Annotated in this window: 1 protein-coding gene; it reads right to left on the reverse strand. The window is 35.1% G+C overall.

Features of this window, described 5'->3' with window-relative positions; genetic code table 11:
- A partial coding sequence (locus tag ON17_RS02710; protein ID WP_040849853.1) for an AAA family ATPase occupies positions 1 to 239 on the reverse strand: 239 nt, incomplete at both ends.

Below are 239 nucleotides of genomic sequence, written 5' to 3' on the forward strand. Positions count from 1 at the left end.
ATTGGTTAACGACATTGGCAATTTCTGAACCAGCTTCTAAAACGCTTAAATCAGTAAAGATGGTTTCACATTCATCTAAGAAAATAATGGCTCCTTTGCTTTTTTGAGCTTCTTCACGGGCTGTCATAAATAAATCTTTTACTAATTGAGGCGCAATTCCTTTATATTTTTGGGAAAAAATGGAACTGCTTACTTCAAAAAAAGGGAGATTAGTTTCTTTGGCTAAGGCTCTGGCTAAG

The organism is Poinsettia branch-inducing phytoplasma str. JR1 (assembly GCF_000309465.1).
GTDB lineage: Bacteria > Bacillota_I > Bacilli_A > Acholeplasmatales > Acholeplasmataceae > Phytoplasma > Phytoplasma pruni.